This window comes from Enterobacter genomosp. S (assembly GCF_001631805.1).
In the GTDB taxonomy this organism is placed as follows: domain Bacteria; phylum Pseudomonadota; class Gammaproteobacteria; order Enterobacterales; family Enterobacteriaceae; genus Enterobacter; species Enterobacter quasihormaechei.
This window is the reverse complement of sequence record NZ_LVVA01000010.1, coordinates 28,211-44,796: the sequence shown is the minus strand read 5'-3', so window position 1 is coordinate 44,796 and position 16,586 is coordinate 28,211. Positions and strand designations below refer to the sequence as shown.

The 16,586-nt window shown below is 57.4% G+C and carries 14 protein-coding genes and 1 pseudogene; 6 read left to right on the top strand and 9 right to left on the bottom strand.

From position 1 onward, the window contains the following. Nucleotides 1-116 precede the first annotated feature (116 nt). Together A3466_RS23090 and A3466_RS07495 are read right to left on the bottom strand one after the other, a co-directional pair. On the bottom strand, nucleotides 117-263 hold the full coding sequence (locus A3466_RS23090) for a hypothetical protein (protein WP_239005649.1): 147 nt from the start codon (nucleotides 261-263) through the stop codon (nucleotides 117-119). Between the two features lie 201 nt (nucleotides 264-464). Further along, nucleotides 465-647, bottom strand: coding sequence for a hypothetical protein (locus tag A3466_RS07495; RefSeq protein WP_180979090.1), 183 nt, complete (start codon nucleotides 645-647; stop codon nucleotides 465-467). 98 nt (nucleotides 648-745) lie between these two features. On the opposite strand from A3466_RS07495, the gene A3466_RS23875 reads away from it, so the two are divergent. Together A3466_RS23875 and A3466_RS23520 are read left to right on the top strand one after the other, a co-directional pair. Beyond that, nucleotides 746-901 (top strand): hypothetical protein, encoded by a 156-nt coding sequence (locus A3466_RS23875; RefSeq protein WP_209445937.1) that lies wholly within the window; start codon nucleotides 746-748, stop codon nucleotides 899-901. 15 nt (nucleotides 902-916) lie between these two features. Next, nucleotides 917-1,198 carry a LysR substrate-binding domain-containing protein gene (locus A3466_RS23520; RefSeq protein WP_321190286.1) on the top strand — a complete coding sequence of 94 codons (282 nt, stop codon included), beginning with the start codon at nucleotides 917-919 and terminating at the stop codon, nucleotides 1,196-1,198. Nucleotides 1,199-1,257: 59 nt separating this feature from the next. Here the strand turns inward: A3466_RS23520 and A3466_RS07485 are convergent. The 7 genes and pseudogenes from A3466_RS07485 to A3466_RS07455 all read right to left on the bottom strand — a co-directional run bounded on the left by A3466_RS07485 (nucleotide 1,258) and on the right by A3466_RS07455 (nucleotide 12,620). Further along, a pseudogene (locus A3466_RS07485) lies at nucleotides 1,258-3,456 on the bottom strand (glycosyl hydrolase 2 galactose-binding domain-containing protein). Beyond that, nucleotides 3,425-6,121 carry a response regulator gene (locus A3466_RS07480; RefSeq protein ID WP_063450066.1) on the bottom strand — a complete coding sequence of 899 codons (2,697 nt, stop codon included), beginning with the start codon at nucleotides 6,119-6,121 and terminating at the stop codon, nucleotides 3,425-3,427. The pseudogene A3466_RS07485 and the gene A3466_RS07480 overlap by 32 nt, the downstream one beginning before the upstream one ends. A gap of 2 nt (nucleotides 6,122-6,123) precedes the next feature. Further along, the gene (locus tag A3466_RS07475) at nucleotides 6,124-6,558 is read right to left on the bottom strand and encodes a hypothetical protein (protein WP_063450065.1); all 435 of its coding nucleotides are present in this window, start codon (nucleotides 6,556-6,558) and stop codon (nucleotides 6,124-6,126) included. Beyond that, entirely contained in the window at nucleotides 6,555-7,949 is a 1,395-nt protein-coding gene (locus tag A3466_RS07470; RefSeq protein ID WP_063450064.1) for a DUF3131 domain-containing protein, read from the bottom strand. Before A3466_RS07470 ends, A3466_RS07475 begins: the two co-directional genes overlap by 4 nt. Continuing rightward, nucleotides 7,934-9,481: a DUF3131 domain-containing protein gene (locus A3466_RS07465; protein ID WP_063450063.1), complete on the bottom strand. Its 1,548-nt coding sequence runs from the start codon at nucleotides 9,479-9,481 to the stop codon at nucleotides 7,934-7,936. Before A3466_RS07465 ends, A3466_RS07470 begins: the two co-directional genes overlap by 16 nt. Further along, the gene (locus A3466_RS07460) at nucleotides 9,478-10,809 is read right to left on the bottom strand and encodes a DUF3131 domain-containing protein (protein WP_063450062.1); all 1,332 of its coding nucleotides are present in this window, start codon (nucleotides 10,807-10,809) and stop codon (nucleotides 9,478-9,480) included. The genes A3466_RS07465 and A3466_RS07460 overlap by 4 nt, the downstream gene beginning before the upstream one ends. Beyond that, on the bottom strand, nucleotides 10,806-12,620 hold the full coding sequence (locus A3466_RS07455; protein ID WP_063450061.1) for a glycosyltransferase: 1,815 nt from the start codon (nucleotides 12,618-12,620) through the stop codon (nucleotides 10,806-10,808). Before A3466_RS07455 ends, A3466_RS07460 begins: the two co-directional genes overlap by 4 nt. Nucleotides 12,621-12,904: 284 nt before the next feature. Here A3466_RS07455 and opgC point away from each other — a divergent pair, with 284 nt between their 5' ends. The 4 genes from opgC (at nucleotide 12,905) to A3466_RS07435 (ending at nucleotide 16,584) form a co-directional block, all read left to right on the top strand. Further along, the gene (opgC, locus tag A3466_RS07450) at nucleotides 12,905-14,122 is read left to right on the top strand and encodes an OpgC domain-containing protein (protein WP_063450060.1); all 1,218 of its coding nucleotides are present in this window, start codon (nucleotides 12,905-12,907) and stop codon (nucleotides 14,120-14,122) included. Between the two features lie 10 nt (nucleotides 14,123-14,132). Continuing rightward, a complete protein-coding gene (locus A3466_RS07445; RefSeq protein WP_063450059.1) occupies nucleotides 14,133-15,032 on the top strand; it encodes a hypothetical protein in 900 nt (299 codons plus the stop codon). A gap of 71 nt (nucleotides 15,033-15,103) precedes the next feature. Further along, nucleotides 15,104-16,249: a PP2C family protein-serine/threonine phosphatase gene (locus tag A3466_RS07440; protein ID WP_432416606.1), complete on the top strand. Its 1,146-nt coding sequence runs from the start codon at nucleotides 15,104-15,106 to the stop codon at nucleotides 16,247-16,249. Then, a complete protein-coding gene (locus tag A3466_RS07435) occupies nucleotides 16,246-16,584 on the top strand; it encodes an STAS domain-containing protein (protein WP_063450057.1) in 339 nt (112 codons plus the stop codon). The genes A3466_RS07440 and A3466_RS07435 overlap by 4 nt, the downstream gene beginning before the upstream one ends. The last annotated feature ends 2 nt before the right edge of the window (nucleotides 16,585-16,586 follow it).

The following is a 16,586-nucleotide window of genomic DNA, read 5'->3' as shown; positions in this document are numbered from 1 at the left end:
GACCCCACATCATCGAGGCGCCTGAGAGTGTCGATACCACCGAAATCACCACCCCACAAACCCCCCCCCAAAAAAACGGTCGCGGGCCCGCCACCCCCCTGACCCGCTTCACCCTCTTACCACGGCTGTTCGGTCGGCATAATAAACAGCTCTGCCACGTCCACATGTTCCGGTGCCTGCAACACGTAAAGAATCGAGGCCGGGTCAGTGACATCCATCGCCAGCGCTATTGCTTCACCGCCAGCAGCCTCAATTTCAGACACCAGCGGGAAGCACCAGTGATGAGCGCGTTTTTACCTTTGAGTTCCATAGTTGATTCTCTTGAGAGTTAATTTCAACGCTTCAGAAAGAACGTCTGAAGTACGGTTCAATAATGGATTTTTCAGGCGCTGGCTTCGCGCGGGCTTTTGCTCAAACTGTCGGGCTTATGCTACGAACCATCGCTTTGCGATAGTGCGAGGGCGTCACGCCGGATCCTGAGCCAGTACCCCTGCAAGCAGGGTATTAAAGGCTTTCACGACGCGTGCACCCGGCGCCCACGGGGTCACAACCTGGCTTGAATTTTTCCCGCCCAGTTCAGCCAGCGTCAAGCCTGGCAGTATGACCGGGTTGGTCGCGTCAATCAGGATACGCCCATCCCTTAACACGGCTTCGGTTTTGTCCCAGTTCGTGCTGACAAAGACGATATCGGCGTCAGCGGCCTGTTGTACGGTGCCGGCGCGCGCAGTCGTTTGTCAGCGCGACGCTGGCAAACCTTGAGGCGCAGGTCGAGTTTCCATTATTCGATCGTTCCGGGCGTTATCCGAAACTGACGGAGGCGGGTGTCGCCATGCTGGACGCGGCACGTCTTGCCGCTGCCGGGATGGATGCCTTTAAGGCTAAGGCGCGCACCTTAGCGTAAGGTCTTGAGCCTGAGCTGGCGGTGTCCGTCGAGGTGATGTTTCCCGTTGCGCAGCTCACCGCTGCGGTGCAGGCTTTTCATCAGGCATTTCCTGACACGCCGCTGCGTTTGTATGTGGAAGCGCTGGGGGCGGTGCTCCAGCCTTTGCTGGACGATCACTGCCGGGTGGCGATAACCGGATCGCTGCCGCATCTTTCGGCGGGATGCACCTCAGAAGTCCTTCTCAGCGTGCCTGCGGTGGCCGTTGTCTCCCCTGAGCATCCGCTGGCGACCGCGTCTGGCCCGATCCTTCGTTAACACGCTGAAAATGCAGGCTGGCATGCCGGGTATCAATAGCAGCGTCGGGTAGCCAGCATTCATGGCTCAGGAGGGCTTTCCACCCTCTCAATGCGCTGGTTGGAACCCACGGTTTTACCGGCGCGATCCGAAATCTCATACTCAATGGTAACGTTATGCCTGGTGGTCGGTGTGACGGTGATGTCCTTGATCCTGCTGCCCGAATCGGGGGGGAGCGTAAGGGTTGTATTGCCTTTAGCCAGCACCCGACCATGTTGCTTCACCTGCCACTTCAGACGACACGCCTCACAGGCGGACCAGGTGTCATTGATTGCCCACAGGCGAACCGTTGCTTCGTTCCCCTGACGCCACACCGCCGTCACGGGTTCAATCGACGGCAGAATGGGCTGATAAGCTTTTTGCAGCGCGTAGTAGCCCGCTTTCGGCTTACGCAGATAATCCACGACGCCCCAGTTGATGGAGGGCCAGGTTTCTACAAACATAAAGTGGAAGAGGGCGGTAACCGGCTGATAGCGCTGCCGACGATAGCTCTCTGCCGCCATTGCCACCAGCTCCGCCTGGTAACGCTGGGTGTTGGCAATCATCTCCTGAATGGTATTACCCCGCGGAATATTGGCAAATTTAAAGGTCTGGAAGGGCTGGAAGTTATGGTATTTCCAGTGCGTCCAGCCGGGATCGTCGGCGGCGGTGCTTTTCGGTCACATCAGGCGGGCGGGAATGATGGTTTTCAGGGTTGAGAGTCGCGGTAGCGCCTGAGCGCCAAACTCCGTGATGATCGCGGTTTTGGCGGGGCCGAGCAAATCACGCATTGTGCCAAAGTACCAGCCGGCCCAGTAGTGTTCTTCCACCGCGGAAAAATGATGCACAATGCGCGAGGTGTCTTGCGCAAGCGCGTCTCCCACGCGTTTCGTCAGGTTCTGGTTCAGGGTTTTATTCCAGTCCGGGAAGCGTTTTTCCATCCACGGTGAATTCCACGGTGGCTCGTTATGACCGCCCCAGACGATAATGGCCGGGGAATTGCCAAATTGTTCAACCATCTCGCGGGTCTGCCGCGCGGCATTGTCCGCAAAGGCGTCGCTGTTGTTGTAACCCCATTGCAGGGGGACATCCTGCCAGATCATCAGCCCCATCTCGTCAGCCACATCGTAAAGCGCCCGGCCTGCCACATGCGCGTGAACGCGTATTGCATTGGCGTTCATCGCCTGCACCAGCCTGAAGTCGCGGCGATATTTCTTGCGCGTCATGGTGCTAAGCCATGGGGAACCGATGTAGTTGCTCCCCTTGATAAACAGGCGCCTGTCATTGATCAGCCAGCCCCTGTTGTCCGGCTGCTCCTCCATCTTGCGCAGGCCGGTTCGGGTCACCGCAGTATCCATCACCCCCTGTTCGTCCGCCAGGGTCGCACGCACCCGGTAGAGATTTGGCCTGCCATAGCCCACTGGCCACCAGAGCTTCGCGTCTTTTACGGGCAGCGTGACGCTGAGCGACCGCGGCTTACCGTCCGTTTTCGCAATCTGAACCGAAAACGCCTGCTCTGTGCGCTCGCCGATGAAATTATCAGGTGTTGCTGACAGGCGCAGCGTGACGTTACCGGCAGACAACGCGCGATAGCGGATCTCGGCGTGCAGCGCTGGTTTGTTCAGCCCTTCACGCCAGTCTGGACGTAGGATCACCTCGTCGATAGTCGCGCCGCGACTCAGGTGTAGCTTCACCGGTGCCCAAATCCCACCTGAGTTGGCGTCCTGACCATTCTCTGCCCACGCCCCGCCAGGGCGAGTATCGTGCTGGTTAAGTACGCCTTTAACCATCGTTTTGTGCAGCGGCCAGATTGTTTTCGGATCTTCCCAGGGGCTGTCCACCCGCACGGCGAGCTTATTGTGTCGCTGCAAAGCATCGCTTATGTCTACGGAGAAGCGCTGAAAATACCCCTCGTGGCGGGCAAGATGCCTGCCGTTGAGCGTGACGTCGGCAAAATAGTCCACGCCATCAAAGACCAGGGTGGCCATGGTATCGGGCGCGCGCCGGGGCAGGGTAAATTCGTGCCGATACCAGAGGGCACCCTGATGATCGTATCCGGCGCTGTACCAGTTGGCCGGAACCGCAATCGATCGCCAGTCGCGGTCAGGCGCGCTGGCGCCATCAAAGGGGCTGAGGTTGGCGTCATGCACGAGCCACATTCCGGCCAGTGACCAGGTGACGGGCTGGCTGGCCTGGGCCAGCAGAGGGCTAATTGTCAGCAGCAGAAGAAGCCTGATCATCTTTAACCTCCTGAGCTCTGCGGCGCAGCCAGGCCGCAGAGCGTCTGGCCTCCTCGATAAGCTCGCCATGTAAAACGCTCAGCCCCGTCTGGTTCAGCGAGACCGCCTGACTCTCTAATTGCTGAAGCACCTCTGAAAGACGAATGAAACCGAGGGTGACGGCTTCGCCGCGAAGCTTATGAGCGGCCCGCCTCAGGGCCTCGCGGTCATCATGCGCAATGTTCAGCGCTATGGCTGCCACCGCCTCGTCAATACCATTGCCGAACAGCGCCAGCAGTTCATTAACCAGTTCAGGATCGTCCGCGCACTGTTTTAACAGCTGTGCCTCATCCGGCAGACCCTTTTCTTCTCCGGCGACAACACGGGCTATCTCCTCCCTGAGCGCCTCCTGACTTACCGGCTTGGCAATATAGCCGTCGAAGCCCATTGCCAGACAGCGCGCCTTGTCGCCCTGCATGGCATGGGCGGTCATCGCGATGGTGGGCTGATGGTTACGCCCCCGCGCGAGCGTTTCTTCACGAAGAAGGCGAATGGCCGTTTCACCGTCCATTTCTGGCATTTGCAGGTCAACCAGCATTAAATCCCACGGCTGTTCACGCCAGCGTTCGAGGGCCTCCCGGCCATTGGATACCACTTCGCAACGGTGCCCGAGCTGCTCCAGCAGGCGTCTGGCCACTTTCTGATTCACCAGGTTGTCCTCGGCCAGCAGGATACGCAGACTGGCCTGCGCCGTAACGGGTGCAGAAGCGGGCACAGCCGCGGGAGAGGCAAGGGGAGCGGGCGCAAGGACGCTGGCTATGGTTTGATAGAGTTCACGTTGCGCAACCGGCTTATGCAGATAATGGGCGATCCCGATGCGCTTCAGCATGTTGGCGTCGAAATGACGGCTCATGGAACTGAGCATAATGATGTGGCTTTGCCCGGCCTGCGGCATAACGGAGAGCTCAAGGGCCAGCGATACGCCGTCCATATCCGGCATCTGGGCATCCAGCAGGATCAGCGGCCAGCATCCCCCTTTTGCGATCAGGCTTAACGCTTCCCCTGCGTTGTTAACACAGGTCGGCGTCAGACCCATCTGGCGAAGCATCATGTCCAGCAGGCGCAGGTTGGTGCTGTTGTCATCGACTACCAGTACCGATTCGCCGTTAAAGCGGGCTACAGGAGCACCGGGAGTGGAAGCTGCCAGCTGGCTCTCCAGCGGCAGAGTAAACGCAAATTCGCTGCCTGCACCCGGCTTGCTCTGAACCGTCAGCTCTCCGCCCATCAGGCTCACCAGACGGGCTGAAATGGTCAGCCCGAGGCCAGTACCGCCGTAGCGGCGGGTGGTTGAGCTATCGGCCTGGCTAAACGCCTCGAAAATGGCTTTTTGTTTCTCCACCGGGATGCCAATGCCGCTGTCGCGAAGGCGAAAACGCCATTGACCTTCACGTTGTGCAGGCTCTATTGCCAGCATCACCTCACCCTGATGGGTAAACTTCAGCGCGTTGCCCAAAAGGTTAGTCAGAATTTGACGTAGCCGGGGACCATCAACGATGAGCACGTCCGGCACTTCAGGTGCGATATCCACCAGCAGTTCGATGCCCTTTTCGCTGGCGGCGGGCATGTGCGGGCGGATCAGCGACTGCACAAAGGGACGGATCTCCAGCGGCTCTGTATCGACGGTCATCTTACCTGACTCAATGCGGGAGAAATCGAGAATGTCATTGATGATATGCATCAGTGACTGCGCTGAACTCATCACCAGAGACAGGTATTCCCGCTGTTCGGGGTTGAGCTGCGTATCGAGGCAGAGCTGTGTCATGCCCAGGATGCCGTTCATCGGGGTGCGAATTTCGTGGCTCATGTTCGCCAGAAATGCACTTTTCGCCTCGTTGGCCTCCCGGGCGACTTTCGCCGCTTCAATGGCCAGCAGCTCGGCCTCCTTGCGGCGGGTAATGTCCTGTAGGGTGCCGATCACCCGTTCGGCCTGCTGCTGCATGCTGAGGGTGACCACCTGCCCCGAGATCAGCATCCAGCGCCAGCCCTGGGACGCGTGCTGTACGCGAATTTCACATTCAAATACCGGCATATGCTCCTGTCTGGAGGCGATCATCGCGTTGCGCAGCACGGCGCGATCCTCTTCATGGACCAGGTTAAGTAAAAAGCGCAGCGGGTAGTGCAGGTGCGTACGCGACTGACCCACCATCGCCAGAAGCGTATCGTTCACCTCCAGGCTGTCTTGAGAGACCTGCCAGTTCCAGATACCGATCTGAATGGACTCTGCGGTCAGTAAAAAATCATCGTGCAGCTTGTGGCGCGAACGCTGGGCATCGTCAAGCTCGGTAATATCGGTATGCAGGCTGAGGATGCCGCCATCGGCAAGACGCTGATGCTGCACGTAGAGCCGCCGGTTTCCTGACTGCCGCACCTCACGATGGCTTGACTGGCGGCAGTTGCGAACGATCGCTTCCCGCAGGGTCCGACGGCGGGTGGGGTCGATGTTATAACCTGCATCAATGAATTTCTCCGCAAGGCTTTCAAGCGAAGCACCGGCGCTCAGCCAGGGGGCGATGACCGGGTAAAAGCGCGTTATCTGATCATTCCAGGCCAGCAAACGCTCGGCGGGATCGTAAATCATCACCCCTACAGGCAGCGCGTTGAGATCGAAACGGGATGTGGATCGCATGGTTACTCGCCTCCGGCCTGATAGTGCAGCTCCGCCTGGCGGCGCAGATACTCCAGCCCGGGCGCTATCGCCATCGCCCAGGCCGTGAGGATCTCTTCGTCGCAAAGGGGATCGCAGGTGCGCACGGTCCTGAGCATGGCCTCCCGCCAGAGTCCGAAAAATCGCGGCGGCAGGCGTAACCCTTCATCAGTCTGCTCCCGCGCCAGACGTTCCAGAAAATCCGGCACGAAGAGCGCACCGTCAACGGCAAGCATGGCGAAAAAGCACTTGAAGATCGTCTGCTGGCCATCCCGCCCCTGGCCCCGGGCAAAATGCTGCTCCGTTTCGGGGGACATATGGATAAACGTCTCCCAGAAAGCCTGCAAAAAGCGCCGTTTATCATTCTCTGGCAGAACGCGATTCAGGCTGGCGTCAAAGAGATCGCGATAAAATTTCATGGTGTGGCCCTCGCGGCGCGTTCGCCCGGCAGGCAGAGGCCGGGCGGGTTGAAGGGATCCGACGTGCGGCGGGAAAAATAGCCATCGTTTTCCACAAGGCCATTTTCAAACAGCGGCCCGGCGTTGTGTTTGTACAGCAGCGCTTCCAGCACCATGGCGTTCGTCGAGAGGGTGAGCGTCGGATTGATGTCGCCGGTTGCCTCAACGCGGCCCTCAAACCAGCCCTGTTTCGGGTTATTCAGGTGCCGGGTAACGGCCATTAACGCGTCAGTGTAATCGGTCTCCCACAGCGCCCAGAGCACGAAGACGGCCTTCGTGCTCACCTGTGCCAGGCGGGGATAGTTTTTTCCGTCGTCGCCCAGGGTGTTCCAGGCATAGCCATTTCCCCAGACGGTGTCCTCTACGTGCCAGGGAGCCTGAGAGAGGTAAAAATCGGCGCGTGCTGTGAGCGCGCGCTCACGCTCCCAGCGCGTTTTCTGGCTAAGCCATACGGCTTCGGCCCGCGCGCGCAGCGTTTTGTGAATATCGGACGTCACGCCGGGCGGTTGCCAGCCAAACTCCAGCCCCGGCAGCATGGCGGGAAGGGTGGAGAGCAGCGACGGCTGCCAGGTCGTTCTGGGATCGCGCGCGTCAACGGCGAGGCTACGCTGGTACAGAATGATGTTCTGAGAAGGCGGAGAGAATGCCTTATCCGATGAAAATCCCCACAGCCGAAACGCGCTGGCGGCATATTCGCTTTCACCCAGCCGCAGCTCGTCGCGCACCAACGGCTGCCCGTTCTGCACGGACGCAGACCACAGCTCCCCGTCCTTGTCCATCACCGGACAGAAATTCCAGCGCAGGATGATTTTATCCAGATATTCACGGTACTCAGGTGCACGCTCGGCTGCGAGCCGCAGCGCCAGCATCAGACGGGCCATATCTTTTGCCGACCAGCCGCGCGGCGCCGGTTTTCCTGTGAAATCGATGGGTGACGCCGTTCGGCTGGAATAGAGCCTGCCGGGGGTGCGGGTTTCGGTCAGCGTCAGGCGATTGAGGGTTCCGAGCAGGCGCGTCAGCCGGGCGTCGAATTCGTCCGCCTGGATAAGATCAAGGTCGCGGGCAGCCAGCGGGGCGATAAGCGTATCGCCCATTTGCCACAGCGTAACGCGCGGCTGTTTATCGCTGCCGTTGACCAGCCCTGTCTGAGGCTGGGTGTTATTGTCAAAATAGCGCCAGGCGATACGCGCCCACTCCCGCTCCTGAGGCGTCAGGCTACTGATGCGCGCGGTGGTGTGCCAGCCACCTTTGGTCAGCCAGCGCCACCCTGCGCCCTCCTGGCGGAACAGGACGAAGGCGATAATAAGAATGAGGACAGCGGCAGCCAGACCGCGGGCTAAGGTCTTAAGCATTGTGCGGTCACCGGCGGCAGTTTTACAGGCTCGTCCGTATTACAGGTGGCACACTGACAGGCCTGGCAAGCGGGTTTGGTGCGCAGGGTGGTTCCGGTCTGTTCACACCATGTCTTAACCGCTGGCGTACTGTTCAGGAACGGGCGGTTTCGCGAGGCATTATTGGGTTCAAAGAGGTCCACCAGCTTTTTCTCCCACAGGGAAGGGGCGAAGTGGCGATCTTTGGGATTATCGCTGTTGAACTGCAACAGCTTGCCTTCTTTCTTGAACAACAGGGCTTCAAGCATGATCCCGTTGTTATTGGCGGTGAACTCTTTGATGGGGCCGTCGCCGTTTTCGTACAGCCCTTCGTAGTATCCTTTGTCCGCCTCGTTGGCGTTTTCAATGGCGTCCAGCAGGCGATCGGTATAAGGCGAATTCCAGAGAACCCACATCCCGAGCGCCGCTTTCAGCGAGACGGCGGCCGTGTTGGGAACGTACACGCCTTTATCGGTAATGGTGTTCCAGTTGAAGCCGTCGCTAAAAACGGTGTCGTAGACGAAGTAGGGGGACTTATCGAGTTGATGCTCAGAGCGAGCGGATAAAATACCGGTGATGGCGTAGCGATTCTCCTGAGCCTGGTAAACCCTGTCGGCAAAGTTTTTCATCCACGGATGAGAGTAATCGCGTGGGCTGTTCTCCCTGTCCGTCGGCTTGTCGAAACCAAATTCCAGGCCGTAAAGCACATAGGATTCGGTGACGACGTAGTTATGCTGGCTGGTGAGGCGCGGATCGCGCGAGTCATAGGGCACCATAACGCAGTAGATTTCAGCCAGCTCGTAGGGCTGGGGCTGGCTCGACTGACAGGTGCCAAAGCCCCACAGCGCAAAGCCCGCAGCACCGTACTCTTCGTATCCCAGCCGTCCCTCCTGCACGTATTTTGGCTGGCCATTTTCCAGGTAGGCGCCGTACATCATCCCGCAGGGGTTGATGACGTTGGTGAAATTCCATCCCAGCATCACGTTATCAATGCTGTTGCTGTATTCCGGATAGCGCTCCTTAATGACCTTCAGCCAGATCAGCATCCTGCCGATGTCCAGCGCCGAGAAGCCAATCTCGCCAGGTTTGTTCTGGTAGTTAACCTTCTGGGCGGTGATGGTGTTATAGGCTTTATTGGGCAGTTCGTTGCGGAACAAATCCAGTTTATTGAGGGTGGCGAGTAATTTCAGCATTCTGCGATCGAATTCGGCTTTATCAATAATCCCCAGCTCCCTCGCGGCCGTCATCGCGGCCATATAGGAGGCGCTGTCCCACATGGTGGTTGAGGGAAATTTATTGACGGCATTCACCAGGCCGGTAGTGGGCTGGTAGTTCACAACGAAATATTGCCAGGCGTTTTTGGCAATGGTCATCTCGCGAGGCGTGAGTTCCCCACTACGCGGCGGGTAATCCGAGGCGGGAAGGCCGGTCGCTGCCTGGGCCGCAGAGAGTGAGAGCCAGCCTGCCACAAGCCCGGCCAGAAGAGGAAAAAAGAGTATTGATTTCAGCTTCATGGCTTCGCTCCTGCTGAAGATGTGGGGGGAGTGGCGGGGCCAGGGCAGGCCAGACAAAGCATCTGACCGTGAGCAATGTACGCCAGGCTTTCAAGAACGACCGAATTGGTATCGGCGTCAACGATCTCGTTCACGCTGCTGTTAAGGTTAAGCCCGCGCTGCCAGCCCTTACCCGGCACCTGTAGCTTCTGCACCTGCTGGCGTAGCGCTTCGCTCCAGCCGTTGCGGAACAGGGCGTACCAGGCAAAGGCGGTGCGGGTCGAGGTTATCGCCGTTTGCTCCGGCGTGGCGTCAAGCAGAGCGCTATTTTGCAGCGGCTGGCGATCGGGCAGATCGTTGACGTAATCCGGCGCGGGCTCGGCGTAATCGGTGCTGATCGGCGGCTTGCGGACCCGCAGGCCGTGACGGCGCTGTTGGATCTGCATTATGCGCCAGGCGATTTCGGCGCTCTGCGCGTCGAAACCCAGCTCGAGGCCCGTTAATAAATAGGGAAGGCTGATAAGCGAAGGCTGCCGACCCCACGGGGTGCGTAGCCCTTCATCAGGCACCATTATTCCGTCGATGTCGATCATCTGCTGCCCTTCCGGCGGGTTCGTCACCGCCAGCCCCGCCGCGTTGTCGATCAGCCGAAGCGTATGGCTGGCATACAGGCGATAGCCGAAGCTGTTTCGCGGCTCGTCCGTTGCCAGCGCCCAGTGGTGAAGCGGGACCGCGGCCTGGCTGCTGGTGTTGTGGGCAATCAGGGCGCCCAACTTCCAGCGTTCTAAAAGATCGCGCACGTCGGCGGCATGCTGGGGGTAGCGCCACAGCAGCGTTTGCAGGGCGTTAAGCAGGCGGCCCATGCCGATAGCCGAGGCGTCCGGTTTGCCCAGGGCTTCCAGCGTGTCGGCATGGTAATAGGCCGCGGGCAGCCCCTGCGGGTTGAGCGGAAGACGGGTGAGAGCAGCCAGTGCGGCCGCGATGCGTTCATCAAATTCGTCGGGAGTAAGAATGTTGAGCTGCCTGGCGGCTACAGCGGCAAACAGATAGCTGCCGGTGCTCCACAGGCTGAGCCAGGGCTCGCCGTCGTGCGCGTTGGCCAGACCATTCGGCTGCGTATTGTTCACATAATACTGCCAGGCTACCCGCCCCCAAATGGCCTCTTCGAATGTCAGCTCACGCGGAGCGGGCAGGGGCGGGAAATCGTTACTCAGCGACATCCCCGCGCTGCCTTCAACGCGTGTTGGCATCTGTTTTTCAACCCAGACGACGATGGCGAATCCCAGCAGAAAGCCGAGCAGGATCGTGAGGTAACTGCGGGCTGACAAAAGCGCGTCGCGTTTTCTCATTCGCTCACCTCTTCCTCAGCCGGGGTCCACATGGCGGCGAAGATCAGCGGCAGCATGGCGGCAATGTTGACTGCGCCCCAGAAAATGTTGATGACGTAGCCGGAGGGATCGTCAACCTGCCCGCGAGCGACCTGAATACCGCCCCAAATCAGCCCGGCCAGGGTGAGCACGACGATGGCGATTTGCGGTTTCACCAGATAGAGAAACCTGCCCGTCTGCCGCTCTTTCGGCGTGACGTGGAATTTGATCTGTTCACCGCGCAGTACCGTATCGAGCGCACGCAGGTTCATTGAGAAAAAGGAGAGATATGACGCTCTGCCGTCCCAGGCTGAAATCCCCCAGGTGCCGAACATAAAGGCCAGCTCCGACATGATGAAAAAGGGTAAAAAATGAAGATAAAAGGGCTCTGACCAGGCTGAAACAGGCGGAATGCCGGTAAACAGGTAAACAATGGGCGATATCAGGAAAATGGTGTTCCACACGCAGGCCAGATAGGACCAGAAGGTGGTGGCATACATCAGGGTCTGCGGCAGAGAAAGCTTAAAACGGCGGCGGCTGAAAATATTGTCGTGGAACAAAATATCCAGTGAACCCGCGGCGTATTTGAAGCGTTGGATCATCCACGTCAGCATGTCCTGCGGAGAGAGCATTTTCGATTCGATCCGCGGGTGCATCACCGAGCGCCAGCGGCGGGCGGCATCGCCGTGGAGCAGGATGGAGGTATAAATATCTTCCGAAACGTGAAACTTATAGGGCGTGAGCTCTGTGTCGAAAGCCACGTGAGGGCGCATGGCATCCTGAAGGGTTTCACGCATGACGGGATCGCGTATATCCCGCGTGTGCCGCTCAACCTCTTCTTCCACCGTCCAGACATAGCTGCGCAGTGCGGCCTGCATTACCGCTTCGCGCCTGTGTACAGACGCCGCACCGCAGCAGAAAGCGGCGTTGGCCCAGTTTCGCCGGCGCAAAATCACGTCATAAAACATGCGCGGATCGTTAAAAAAGGGGTCACGGCCAATGGTCACCGGCCCGATGAATTTCTGCGCAAGCCATCCCAGCCCGTATCCCGGTTTGCCCGCTTTCCGCCCAAGCCAGCGCGCCAGGTTTTCGCCTTCCGGCAGGTCGAAAAACCACTGCGGCGTCTGGACCCAGGCGACGTCAGGATCGCGAAAATAGCCCAGCGTGTGGCTGAGCAGGGTGGGGAATACCCGGGTATCGGCATCGCAAATGATCAGAAAATCTCCGTCAGTTTGCTCAAGTCCGTTTCGCAAATTACCGGCCTTGAAGCCAATATTGGTCTGGCGGGAGATGTAGTTGGCGCCTTCCTGATCGCAGACGGCTTTCATTTCTGGCCGTCGACCATCGTCAAGCACGTGCACTTTATAGTCCAGCGGAACCGGGTAGACCATCTTCATGGCGTCCCGAATAGAAAGCCTGACCAGCTCCACGTCTTCTGAATAGGTTGCGATAAAGAGATCGACCTTCAGGGGTCTGGATGCTTCCGCGTCTTCGGGGCGCAGGCAGTCATTGATCTCAACCGGGGGTGGGTTTTGCGGCGGATCGTCCTCTTTCCACAGGTTAATGGTGAACAGCACGGTGCCGATCCAGGCCAGCGTTTCCGCCAATACCAGCGGAATGGCATACCACAGCGCATCGGTATTTAAGGAGGCTGTCCAGCGCCAGTAAAGATAATTAGCGCCTAAAATCAGCGCGGCAACCGCTAATACCTGCCATGTTAGCATTACCCAGCGCGGTGTCTTAAGCGGTTCAGGCGGCTGGCGATGTTCAAAACGGGAAAAATAAAAATCCATAGAGAAGGATATCCTGATTCCACGATGGCTATTAATAACTGACCCGTTACCGACAGGGAGCACAAAACAGAAAATAACGTCCGCTAAAACAAAAAGTAAAGTAAGTGTAGATGGTGGATAAAATAATTCCAGAGGCGTAAAAAACCGATCTTTCAGGCATGCTTAAATAATCGTTAACTACGCTTAATAATATCGTAAGCGTTGTCAAAAATTGCTATATGCTTTTCTTTACGCTATCTAAATAAAATACAAGAAACTTTTTAGCATGGAGAACGCGACGCCCCATGAGCCAGATTGCGCCTGTGCTTATAAGAAAAGATACTGAAAAACCAACGGCATGGCGTTACGTCCTGTCGGATAAACGTGATTTACGTATTGATTTTATGCGCGGTATCGCCTTAGTAATGATGGTGGTGGCGCACACGGAAGTGATGTCGATATTTAATATATTCACCTGGGAAAGGTTTGGTCTGGTCACCGGTGCTGAAGGGTTTGTGATCCTTTCCGGATTTATGCTGGGAATGTTAAACCGTGCCAGATTGCAAAAAGCGGTATTGTTGACGATATCCTGGGGGTTATATCTGCGCGCATGGAAAATATATCGCGTAAATATCATCATTATTCTTTCATTTTTGCTGTTAGGGTATCTGCCGTTTATTAACGTCTTTGAGGTTACCCATTTTACCGATCGTTACTCAGGTACAACCTGGGCATTGTATCCGGTGACACCGCAAATTAAAGAAACCTGGTTTAACATTGTCCTCTACCTGCAAATTGGTCCTCATCAAACGCAAATCCTGGGTCTCTATATTTTTCTTCTGCTGTTAAGTCCGCTGTTTTTGGGAATGCTCCAGAGAGGATACGTCTACTGGCTGCTGGGGTTATCGTTGCTCGTCTACGGTTGCTGGCAGATATGGCCGGTGCGCGTGACGCCGTCTCAGTTTGAATTCGCGTTTCCGCTGCTGGCCTGGCAGTTCATTTTTGTGCTGGGAATGTGCAGCGGCTGGTACAAAGAAGACTTGATCTCTTTTGCCCGCACCCCCGCCGGTAAGGTGGTGCTCGTGGCGCTGGTGATGATTGCGCTGGTGCTTGGCTTTATCGCCCAGAATCATACCAACCCGTTCATGCCCCCCGGGCTGCTCATGCACAGCCTTTCACCCGAGAACTTTAACGCGTTTTATCATACCTGGGCGGCAAAAAATGGCCTTGGACCCGTCAGGGTAGTAAACGATATCAGCCTGATGGTGACGGTCTATCTGCTGCTGACCTGGTGCTGGCAGCCGCTGTATCGCCTGGCGGGCTGGTTTCTCATCCCGCTTGGTCAGCATTCGCTTTACACCTTTATTTTGCACGTCTACGTCGTATTCCTGGTAAGCCAGTTCGTCACGTTCGATCTGTGGCGCCAGGACTGGGTTGTGAATACCTTCATCCACGCGGTGACGCTGGGCGTACTGTGGCTGATGGCGAAATATAACGTCGCCGCACGCTGGATACCTAACTAAGGAAGGGCAGATGCGGGATAAATTGTTGCTGACCTGTGCGCTGTTGTGCGTTGCTACCGGCACAGAGGCTGCGCCGAAGGACGATGCGGAATCGCTACGTGACAAGAACGGCGAACCGGTGCAGGCTGGCGTGTTCACCAGCCGCTGGGGTCGCCTGTTCTCGGGGAATGAAGACGTCTTCTCTGGCGCGCTGAGCTTTAGTTCCGGACTGAAAGAGCAGTGGATGACCATCCCGAACAGCTCGGACAGCGCGGAGCAGAAACGTAAATACAACCAGACGCTCAATCTCAGCCTGCAATACTCACCCTACAGTTACTGGTTTGCCAACGTGACATCGCGGTTGCCGGTGACGGACACCAGCCGCTATACGGCTGATTTTCGTTACAGCTTTGGCTATGACGACTGGCATGCCAACACGGTCAGCCTGGTGTACAGCAATTACGGGGATAACCGCTTCTGGACGTCTGGAACGCGTCGTAACACCTATTTTGAACAGGGGGCCGTGACGCTGGCGTATAAATTTTCACTGCCGAAGCCCGTGGAGAATACGCTCCTGATCAACAAAGGCGACTCCATCATTTGCCAGATGGGCTACAGCTGGGTTCCGCGCTATTACGATCTGGACAGCAACGATATCCGCAAAAACAAGAACGTGGTGTTGGGCGGATGCGGTTATACCTTTAAGCAGCACTTCTTCGTGCGCGCCACTGCGTTCTGGTTCCCGGACAGCAGCCAGCAACAGCCCTGGAACGGCGACTATAGCTATAGCTTTGGCTACGCGGGCTATACGCCGGGTTCATTCTCCGTTCAGTACGCTAACTATTCCGGCACCCGTTACCCCGGCCACCAGAGCGGCAGCGGCAAATTTCGGGAAGGCACCGTCAGCGTCATCTGGTTCTTACCGCTTTAGGAGGGCGTAGGGTGTCACAGCACGTCCTGATTGTTGAAGATTCGCTGGTTTATCGTCGCCTGCTCAGCCGAATGCTGACGCAGTGGGGGTACATCGTCTACGAGGCGGAGAACGGCGTCGCCGCACTTGAGATCCTTGAAAACCAGCCCGTCAGCCTGGTGATTAGCGACTGGGATATGCCGGAAATGGATGGCCTGACATTGTGCCGGGAGGTTCGCAGCCGTCAGTTTGGACATTATGTTTATTTAATTTTGCTTACCGCGCGCGAAGAGCCGGGCGATCTGACGGTGGGGTTTGACGCCGGGGCGGATGATTTTCTCAATAAGCCGGTCGAGCAGAGTGAGCTGCGGGCGCGATTGCACGCGGGGGCACGGGTTTTGTCCCTTGAAGCCACGCTTGCTGCGCGTAATGCGCGCCTTAGCGAGGCGTTAAGGCAGATAGAGCAAGACCTTGAGGTGGCGGCACGTATCCAGCAGTCGGTTCTGCCCGCGCATCAGCTGCGCTACCGGGATTATTTTGCCGACTGGATTTTCCTGCCGTCAGCCTGGGTGTCTGGCGATATTTTCAATGTCTTCCCGCTGGACAATCACCTGGGATTCTACTGCGTGGATGTATCCGGGCACGGCGTCGGCGCGGCGATGATGTCGCTTGCCGTGGCCCGTCAGTTTCTGCATGGCAGAGCGGTGGAGCGTTTTCTGTTTGCGGACGATAGCGATGTAGCCTCTCCCGCGGACGTCGTTCGGATCCTGAACGGTCGATTTTGCAGCGAAGAGGTGGAGATAATGAGCTATTTCACCATGATTTACGGTGTTATCGACCTGTCTACAGGTGAAGGCAAGCTTTGCCAGGCCGGGCATCCCACTCCCTTTATTGTGAACCCTGGCGGCGAGATCAGGACGGTCGGTGAAGGCGGCGCGCCGGTAGGATTGATGCCGGATCTGAGCTGGACAGACGTGAACTTCTCGCTGGCACCGGGCGAACGACTCTGCCTGTTCAGTGACGGTATTACCGAGTGTGAGAACCCTGATAACGAACAGTTTGGGCAGGCGCGTTTGCAGCATCGGCTTCAGCGTGATGCCACGCTAGCGCTGGAACAGCTCTTACCGCAGTTTGCGCAGCACCTTGTTCACTGGCGCAGTGGGGAACGCCGGGAACCCCAGGCAATGGCCGACGATGTTTCCCTGTTAATTATTGAGCGTACTGGAGAAAGGCAATGAATATTGATACAGAAAGGCATCCCGGCGTGAATATTATGACGCCCTCGGTGCGAAGACTTGACGCCTCGGTGGCGGCGGCCTTTAAAGATGCCGTCACCCGGGAGCTCGGTGAGGATCGTAAAGCCCTGATTGTCGACTTCAGCAAAATCGATTTTATCGACAGTAGCGGTTTGGGCGCGCTTGTATCGCTGCTCAAAATGATGAACGGTAAAGGTGACATGGTGCTGTGCGCGCTGAACCCCGGTATACGCAACATGTTCACCCTGACTCGTATGGATCGCATATTTCGCATCTGCCCGGATCGCGCTACGGCACTTGCGCAGCTTAATCAGTGAGT

Excerpts from the sequence above, each read along its gene's own strand:
- A3466_RS07480 (WP_063450066.1), bottom strand. The coding sequence starts at position 6,121 with ATGCGATCCACATCCCGTTTCGATCTCAACGCGCTGCCTGTAGGGGTG.
- A3466_RS07475 (WP_063450065.1), bottom strand. The coding sequence starts at position 6,558 with ATGAAATTTTATCGCGATCTCTTTGACGCCAGCCTGAATCGCGTTCTG.
- A3466_RS07470 (WP_063450064.1), bottom strand. The coding sequence starts at position 7,949 with ATGCTTAAGACCTTAGCCCGCGGTCTGGCTGCCGCTGTCCTCATTCTT.
- A3466_RS07465 (WP_063450063.1), bottom strand. The coding sequence starts at position 9,481 with ATGAAGCTGAAATCAATACTCTTTTTTCCTCTTCTGGCCGGGCTTGTG.
- A3466_RS07460 (WP_063450062.1), bottom strand. The coding sequence starts at position 10,809 with ATGAGAAAACGCGACGCGCTTTTGTCAGCCCGCAGTTACCTCACGATC.
- A3466_RS07455 (WP_063450061.1), bottom strand. The coding sequence starts at position 12,620 with ATGGATTTTTATTTTTCCCGTTTTGAACATCGCCAGCCGCCTGAACCG.
- opgC (WP_063450060.1), top strand. The coding sequence starts at position 12,905 with ATGAGCCAGATTGCGCCTGTGCTTATAAGAAAAGATACTGAAAAACCA.
- A3466_RS07445 (WP_063450059.1), top strand. The coding sequence starts at position 14,133 with ATGCGGGATAAATTGTTGCTGACCTGTGCGCTGTTGTGCGTTGCTACC.
- A3466_RS07440 (WP_432416606.1), top strand. The coding sequence starts at position 15,104 with ATGCTGACGCAGTGGGGGTACATCGTCTACGAGGCGGAGAACGGCGTC.
- A3466_RS07435 (WP_063450057.1), top strand. The coding sequence starts at position 16,246 with ATGAATATTGATACAGAAAGGCATCCCGGCGTGAATATTATGACGCCC.